Source organism: Providencia heimbachae ATCC 35613 (assembly GCF_001655055.1).
GTDB lineage: Bacteria > Pseudomonadota > Gammaproteobacteria > Enterobacterales > Enterobacteriaceae > Providencia > Providencia heimbachae.
The window spans coordinates 180,225-188,517 of the sequence record NZ_LXEW01000031.1 but is presented as its reverse complement, the minus strand read 5'-3'; the positions used below and the strand labels follow the sequence as shown (position 1 = coordinate 188,517).

General features: G+C 40.0%; 8 protein-coding genes. 2 read left to right on the top strand and 6 right to left on the bottom strand.

What is annotated here, in order from left to right; all coding sequences use genetic code 11:
• The first annotated feature begins 126 nt into the window (after nt 1-126).
• Together M998_RS10950 and mdtD are read left to right on the top strand one after the other, a co-directional pair.
• The gene (locus M998_RS10950; protein ID WP_068437764.1) at nt 127-819 is read left to right on the top strand and encodes a FadR/GntR family transcriptional regulator; all 693 of its coding nucleotides are present in this window, start codon (nt 127-129) and stop codon (nt 817-819) included.
• A gap of 54 nt (nt 820-873) precedes the next feature.
• Nucleotides 874-2,277, top strand: a complete 1,404-nt coding sequence (gene mdtD, locus M998_RS10945) for a multidrug transporter subunit MdtD (protein WP_068437767.1) — start codon at nt 874-876, stop codon at nt 2,275-2,277.
• Here mdtD and rbsR read toward each other — a convergent pair.
• From rbsR to rbsD, 6 genes are all read right to left on the bottom strand, one after another.
• The gene (gene rbsR, locus M998_RS10940; RefSeq protein WP_375342650.1) at nt 2,274-3,275 is read right to left on the bottom strand and encodes a ribose operon transcriptional repressor RbsR; all 1,002 of its coding nucleotides are present in this window, start codon (nt 3,273-3,275) and stop codon (nt 2,274-2,276) included. The genes mdtD and rbsR overlap by 4 nt on opposite strands.
• 9 nt (nt 3,276-3,284) lie before the next feature.
• Entirely contained in the window at nt 3,285-4,208 is a 924-nt protein-coding gene (rbsK, locus tag M998_RS10935; RefSeq protein WP_068908833.1) for a ribokinase, read from the bottom strand.
• 89 nt (nt 4,209-4,297) lie between these two features.
• A complete protein-coding gene (rbsB, locus tag M998_RS10930) occupies nt 4,298-5,188 on the bottom strand; it encodes a ribose ABC transporter substrate-binding protein RbsB (protein WP_068437773.1) in 891 nt (296 codons plus the stop codon).
• Nucleotides 5,189-5,267: 79 nt separating this feature from the next.
• Entirely contained in the window at nt 5,268-6,230 is a 963-nt protein-coding gene (gene rbsC, locus M998_RS10925) for a ribose ABC transporter permease (RefSeq protein WP_068908831.1), read from the bottom strand.
• A complete protein-coding gene (gene rbsA / locus M998_RS10920; RefSeq protein WP_068908829.1) occupies nt 6,227-7,741 on the bottom strand; it encodes a ribose ABC transporter ATP-binding protein RbsA in 1,515 nt (504 codons plus the stop codon). The genes rbsC and rbsA overlap by 4 nt, the downstream gene beginning before the upstream one ends.
• A 7-nt stretch (nt 7,742-7,748) precedes the next feature.
• Nucleotides 7,749-8,168 carry a D-ribose pyranase gene (gene rbsD / locus M998_RS10915; RefSeq protein WP_068437782.1) on the bottom strand — a complete coding sequence of 140 codons (420 nt, stop codon included), beginning with the start codon at nt 8,166-8,168 and terminating at the stop codon, nt 7,749-7,751.
• Nucleotides 8,169-8,293: the final 125 nt, after the last annotated feature.

The following is an 8,293-nucleotide window of genomic DNA, read 5'->3' as shown; positions in this document are numbered from 1 at the left end:
TTCGCGTTTTTTTTCACCAAATATAGGTATTTAAGGTAAATAGCCTCTGTATATTGACTATTTCAGCAGCAATTATCCATTTACTCACGTAATATAGCTATCTAATGATAAGTATTGAGATTAATTATGGAATTGAGTAAACAGCAAACGGCTTCGCAGAAGAACCTTTCTTATATTATTGCAGAAAATCTTGGGCAACTAATTTTAAAAGGTAGCTATTTACCTAGTTCAATCCTGCCTAGCGAATTGGAGCTGTCAGAAAAATTCCAAGCAAGCCGTACTGCAATACGGGAAGCTATCAAAATATTGGCGGCAAAAGGCATGTTATTAGCACGCCCTAGAATAGGTACTCGAGTCATGCCTTCTTCTAATTGGAATTTTTTGGATCAAGACCTTTTGAATTGGTGGATAAATAGCGAAGAACAAACTGTTGTGATCAAGCATTTCCAAGTTGTCCGCCTCGCAATTGAGCCCCAGGCTTGTTATCTTGCCGCATTACATGCAACGGAAGAACAAAAACAGTCACTACAACTTTTAGCAAATGAAATGTTAACGCTTGCGAATACGTTTGATAGAGAACTTTGGATTAAAGTCGATTACCATTTTCATCTCACCATCTATCAAGCTTGCTCTAACCCTTTTTTGATCTCTTTTGCTAATTTATTTCGTTCCGTTTATCAGCGTTATTTTGATGCCATTACACTGGATGATGTCATTGAGGTTGATATCCACCAGCAACTTGCTAAAGCTATAATTAATGGCAAGAGTACTAATGCACTCGATCTCTGCTATAAACTACTCACGATTACCCAAAAATAAAGCCAACAAAATAATGTCTTTATATTTGGCTTTTACTTTTTAGATAGGTAACAAATGCTAAAAACAGCGAAAAATATGTCAGGCCTTCCATGGATTGCTGCAATGGCTTTTTTTATGCAAGCGCTCGATGCCACTATTTTAAATACGGCTTTACCTGACATAGCCAAAAGCCTCCATCACTCTCCTCTTGCCATGCAATCTGCGGTTGTCAGCTACACACTGACCGTTGCCTTGCTCATTCCCGTTAGTGGCTGGTTTGCAGATAGATTTGGAACTCGCCGTGTTTTTATTCTAGCTGTTACTTTATTTTCATCTGGTTCTTTATTATGCGCTCTTTCCCCAACACTCGATTTCTTAGTTGCATCTCGAGTTATTCAGGGTATTGGTGGGGCAATGATGATGCCTGTGGCCCGCCTTGCATTAATTAGAGCTTATCCACGAAGTGAGCTACTGCCGATTTTAAATTTCGTCACTATTCCAGGTTTAGTCGGGCCTATCTTAGGACCGCTTTTAGGTGGGATACTTGTAACTTATACAACATGGCATTGGATATTTATTATTAATATTCCGATTGGCGTTTTAGGTATTTTTTATGCATTGAAGCATATGCCTGACTTTAAAATGCCAAAACGTAAATTTGATACCTTCGGGTTTATTCTTTTTGGTTTTGGTTTAGTGATGTTATCCGTCAGCTTAGATTTGTTCAGTGATAAGTCACTTCCTAGCTATATACCTATCGCAATTGTCTTAACCGGTTTTCTTTTTTTATTATTTTATATTTTATATGCAAGGCGTGTTAAGCATGCAATTATTCCTTTAAACCTCTTTAAGACACGTACTTTTTCTATCGGTATTAGTGGTAACTTAGCAACTCGCTTAGGAACTGGGAGTATTCCTTTTCTTATGCCATTAATGTTGCAAGTGGGCTTCGGTTATGAAGCTGTGGTAGCAGGTATGATGATGGCACCTTTGGCGATAGGTTCTATTACAGCTAAATCAGGTGTTACTAAGATCCTAACTCATTTTGGCTATCGGAAAACCTTATTTGTTATCACAATCATCATTGGTTTGATGATCACACAGTTTTCTTTGCAATCGCCAAATATGTCTATCTACCTACTTGTTATTCCTTTATTTATTTTAGGTATGGCAATGTCTATCCAATTTACGGCCATGAATACAATTTGTTTGGCTGATTTAACGGATAATAATGCAAGTGCAGGTAACAGTATGCTTGCTGTCACGCAACAGTTATCCATAAGCTTTGGGATTGCGGTGAGTGCCGCCATTCTGAGTTATTATGATGGTCAACCTAGCGGTAATACCGTAGATAACTTCCACTATACTTTTATTACTGTAGGTGTAATTACCTTAGCTTCTGCTTTTGTCTTTTTACTCTTAAATAAGACCGATGGTGATAACCTTATTAAGAGTAAAATTAAAACACCCGTAGACTAATGCTTTTTAACTGATTGGCGCTCAATGAGTTTAGGTGTTAAAACCAGAACCATTGCGTCCGCTTCGGGGTTATCCATTCTATATATAAGCTGATCAACCGCTTGCTGACCAAGTTTATCTTTTGGCTGATGGATGGTGGTAAGTGGTGGGATCATATAAGGAGATAAATCGATATCATCATAGCCAATGATGGAGATATCTTCAGGCACTTTCATTCCTTTGCGAAAAATAGCTTGATATGCACCAACCGCCATTGCGTCATTACCCGCAAAAATAGCTTGTGGTGGATTGGGTAATTCAAGCAATTTATTCATTGATTCAAAGCCACCCGCAAATTCAAAATCACTAAAAATAATATACTCATCAATAATTTGAAGACCAGCCTGATTCATGGTTTCAATAAAGCCTTCATGACGTGACCGAGCCGGTGATTTATCTTGGGGCCCTGCAATACAAGCAATTCGCGTGAACCCTGCATCGATTAAATAACGGGTTGCTATTTCACCACCAAGAAACGAATTGTCTTGTATCACATCCCCTCCTGATTCAAACGGCGACCAATCCATCATTACAGTCGGAACAGAAGGATAACGAGAAAGAACACGTTTTGATGGCCCTTGTACCTCGGTACACATAATAATTAACCCATCTACGCGCTTTTGCAGCAATGTTTCCAAGCTATGATCCATGCGCTGAAGATCGCCTTCAGTGTTACACAAAATCAAGCTATACCCACGCTCATAGCAACTACGTTCCACCCCACGAACAACCTCTGCATAAAATGGGTTGTTACTTGTTGTCAGCAACATACCAATGGTATTGGTACGGTTCATTTTTAAACTTCTCGCCAACGCCGATGGCGCGTAATTTAATTCCTCAATCGCATTTTTAACGCGTAACGTAATACTTTCGCTAACATAACGATTTTGATTGATAACATGAGAGACTGTGGATGTTGACACGCCAGCAAGGCGTGCAACATCTTTCATTGTTGCCACAAGTTAATCCTATTGAATTAGAAATTGGTCAATCTCATTACGCCAAGGCACAGACGGCTGAGCACCAGAGCGAGTCACTGCAATCGCCGCAGCTGCGTGAGCAAAAATAATGGCTTCTTCATCAGCTTTACCTTCAAGCAATGCCGTAACATAAGCGCCATTAAATGTATCACCTGCCGCGATAGTATCCACTGCTTTAACGCGGAAACAGGGAATTATTTTCCCCTGACACCCTTTTTCACTGAACCAAACACCACGAGAACCCAAAGTAATCATAACTTTAGCGATACCTTTTTTATGCAACACTTCTGCAGCCGCTTGAGCGCCTTGGTTGTCATTAACCGCGATACCAGTTAAATGCTCCGCCTCAGTTTCGTTTGGAGTAATAATATCAACTAACGCTAATAATGAATCAGGTAATGATTGTGCAGGTGCAGGATTAAGAATCACTTTTGTTTGATTTTTTTGTGCAATTTCAGCGGCTAACTGTACTGTATCTATGGGTGATTCTAGCTGCATAAGCACCGCATCTGCATCCATAATTTTTTGCTGATAACAGGTTAACCTTTCAATAGTAAGATGGGCATTGGCCCCAGCGTTAATACCAATAACATTTTCACCTTGTTGGTTTACATAAATTAATGCAACGCCTGTTGTTTCACCTTCAATTGTGTCAATACATTCGGTTTTAATATTATCTTGTTGAAGCTGCTTTTTAACGTTAGCACCAATATCATCATCACCAACACAAGCAATAAAGGTTATGTCAGCACCGCTTCTCCCTGCGGCAACAGCTTGATTAGCACCTTTTCCGCCAAATGCGACCTGATAACTATCACCTCTTACGGTTTCCCCTGGCTGAGGAAATTGTTGAACATTCAAGATATGGTCAACATTGATACTCCCTAAAACCACAAGCTTAGCTGCACACATAACATTTATTTCCTTTTGATATTTTGCTCAACTTATTTTCTTCACAAATAAAGCAAACCGCCGCTATGACTAACGGCGGTAAGTTAATTTTATTTTTTTACTACAAGTTCTAGTTCAACAGGCACTGTTGCTTCTACTTTTTCACCTTTTAGGATTTTATCGGCTATTTGAATACCAACAATGCCGATTTGATCAGGACGCTGAGCAATTGTTGCACCTAATTTTCCACCTTGAACAGCTTTGATACCGTCATTTGTTCCATCGAAACCAACCACTAAAACATCATCACGACCTGCTGTTTGTAATGCTCTTAATGCACCTAATGCCATTTCATCATTTTGAGCAAATACGGCTTGAACCGCAGGATGTGCTGTCAGCAAGTTTTGCATAACATTCAACCCTTTAGTTCTATCAAAATCAGCTGGCTGGCTAGCGAGTACATTGAGTTTATGTTCTTTAGCGCCCGTATTAAAACCTTCACCACGTTCACGCGCTGCTGACGTTCCAGAAATACCTTCTAATTGAATAACTTTGGCATCATTACCATTTTTTTGAGCAATATAGTCTGCCGCCATTTTTCCGCCCATGCGGTTATCAGAAGCAACATGACTGACAACCTCACCTTTGTTTGCCGCTCGGTCAAGTGTAATCACCGGAATTTTCGCTTTATTTGCCATCAAAATAGCGTTACCAACCGCATCTGAATCTGTAGGGTTGATTAACATCAACTTAGTTCCACGAACCGTTAAATCTTGGACGTTAGCTAGCTCTTTAGCTGGATTATCTTGAGAATCTAAAACAATTAATTCGTAACCCAGTTTATCCGCTTCTTTTTGTGCGCTATCTTTCATCGTCACAAAGAAGGGGTTATTTAATGTGGAAATAACTAATGCAATGCTATCTTTTGCCATCGCATTGGCACTCACTGTTGCACTCAGTACAACTACAGATAATAAAGTTGCTAATTTATTTAGTTTCATAATCGTTTTCCTGTAGGGGACATATATTCAATTTACTTAGCATTACGGCAGACTGCCGCGCTAAGTAGGGCGAATAAAATTATTTTTTGTTATCAACAAGTACAGCAAGCAAGATGACGAGCGCTTTAACAATCATCTGATAGTTTGAAGAAATGCCCAGTAAGTTTAAGCCATTATTTAAAAAACCGAGAATAAGAGCACCAATCAAGGTTCCAACAATACGACCTTTACCACCCGCAAGGCTTGTGCCACCAAGTACAACCGCAGCAATAGCATCTAATTCATATCCATTACCTGCCATTGGCTGAGCAGAAGAAAGACGTGCAACTTCAATCACACTGGCCAGTGCTGCTAATAGTCCACATAATGCGTAAACAATAATTTTAATACGATCGACATTAATGCCCGATAAGCGAGTCGCAGATTCATTGCCACCTAATGCGTAGATATAACGGCCTAACCGGGTGTGATGAAGTAAATACCACGCGGCAGCAAAAACAATAACCATTAGCCAAACCGGCGTAGGTATCCCTAATGGGCGACCAATACCGAACCAACCAAATAGGTCGGCATTATCAGTAAAACCGGTACTGATTGGGCTACCATCGGTATAAACTCGAGTCACACCGCGTAGAAGTAACATCATCACCAGTGTTGCGATAAAAGCTTGGACTTTCCCTTTTGCAACAATGATCCCCGTGCAAGCGCCGATTGCAGCACCAAGTGCTAAAGCGCCGGCAACAGCCACGAATGCATTAACTTCAGCACCGACCATTGATGCCGCGACTGCACCAGTCAAAGCCAATAATGAGCCAACAGAAAGATCAATACCTGATGTTAAGATGACTAGCGTCAGCCCTACCGCCATAATGGCGTTAACAGAGGTTTGTTGAAGAATATTAAAGAAATTATTAACCGTAAAAAAATTAGGACTTAATGTTGATACGATGGCAATTAAGACTAATAGCGCAATTAATGATTTTTGCTCCATTAGCCATGCTTTGCTAAACCAGCGTTTTGACGATGCGGTAGTTGAACTCATGCTGATAACTCCTGAACTGCGCCATAATTTTTACCCACTGCGGCTGCCATTAAGGCCTCCTGAGTTGCTTCTTTGGCTGAAAATTCACCACTGATATGACCTTCATGCATCACTAAGATACGGTCACTCATTCCAATAACCTCAGGCATTTCTGATGAAACAAGAATGATGCTCAGGCCTTCTTTTTTGAATTGATTAATGAGTTGATAGATTTCTTTTTTAGCACCGACATCTACACCACGAGTAGGCTCGTCGAGGATCAAAACTTTTGGTCTGGTCATCAATCCCCGAGCAATAGCGACTTTTTGTTGATTACCACCCGACAGATTGCCGATAATCTGATCCATTGATGGCGTTTTGATATTAAATAGCCGAATAAAATCACCAACTGTTTGTTGTTCTTCTTTATGTTTAAGATTTCCACCCGTACGACTAAAATAACGAAGTGCTGTTAATGACATATTTTCTTTGACAGACATGCCAAGCACTAATCCATCACGCTTACGGTCTTCTGAAATATAAACAATGCCGTTATTTAAACCATCCTGTGGTGTTTTTAAGGTAATCGCCTTACCTTCAAGCAAGATAGAACCCGCTTTTTTAGGTGCTGCGCCGTAAATAATTTTCATTAATTCAGTACGACCTGCTCCCATCAAACCAGAAATACCCAGTATTTCACCGCTGTTGAGAGAGAAACTTGCCTGACTAACGCCGTGCCCTGAAATGTTATCGACCTGTAAGCGAACATTCCCTACGGGGACTTGCACCCTTGGGTATTGATCTTCCAATTTGCGTCCAACCATCATCTCGATGAGTTTTTCTTCTTCTAATTCGCTAACTGATTTTTCGCCAATAAATTGTCCATCACGAAAAACAGTTACGTCATCGCAAATTTCAAAAATTTCTTTTAAACGATGAGAAATATAAACAATACCGCAACCTTGCGCTTTTAGGTCTTCGATCACCCTAAACAATGAAGCTGTTTCTGTATCAGTCAGTGCATCTGTAGGCTCATCCATAATAATTACTTTGGATTGAAAACTAATTACCTTTGCAATTTCAACCATTTGTTGCTCACCAATAGAGAGCTCTGCAATGGTTTGATGGCTGTCATAGTCCAGATTTAGCCGTTTTAGCAGTTTGTCTGATTCGCTGAACATTTTTTTCCAGTCGATTTTGCCAAACATGCCTACAAACTCGCGACCAAGAAAAATATTCTCCGCAATGGTTAATTCTGGAATGAGATTTAACTCTTGATGGATAATACCAATACCCGCATCTTGTGAACTTTTAGGTCCATGAAAAGAGACTGTTTTTCCGAGATAACGAATTTCCCCTGCATCTTTATTATAGATACCTGTTAGGACCTTCATCATCGTCGATTTACCTGCGCCATTTTCCCCCACCAGCGCCATAACCTTTCCTGGATAAACTTTTAATGCAGCACCGGAAAGCGCTTTCACGCCAGGAAATGATTTATCAATACCGATAAGTTCTAATAACGGTTGCATACTCACCTCAGAAAGTCACACCAGAACAGAGGATCACGTTGGCAAAAGGCGAACACTCTCCTGTCCGAATAACTGCTTTGCTGTTATGGGTCATTTGTTTAAGGCTTTCATGACTGCAATAAACAATTTCAATACAATTACCTTGAACTTGTTCAAGCTCATGTAAATGCGCCAAAATAACCTTTTCCATTTGTGGATTCATCGTGGTTATTTCTCCCGCAAGGATCGCCTTTTCAACTTGTATTTCCTGTGTCACTACGCTTAGCACTGACATAAAATTGGGTAAGCCTTGTGTTATTGCGAGATCAATACGTTCTGGCCCTTGAGGGATAGGAAGCCCAGCATCGGCTAGAGTGATATGATCGGTATGACCCATTTTAGCAATAACGGATACGATATTTGCGTTAAGCAAAACACCTTTTTTCATTGTTCCCTGCCATTTTCATTCCTAGCGAAACGTTTCGCTAAACTAATAGTAGTTAAGAATAATCACAACTCAACTTTCTTATTTGATATTTGTGATCGCTATCGAAACGTTTCGTTACCTTAAGA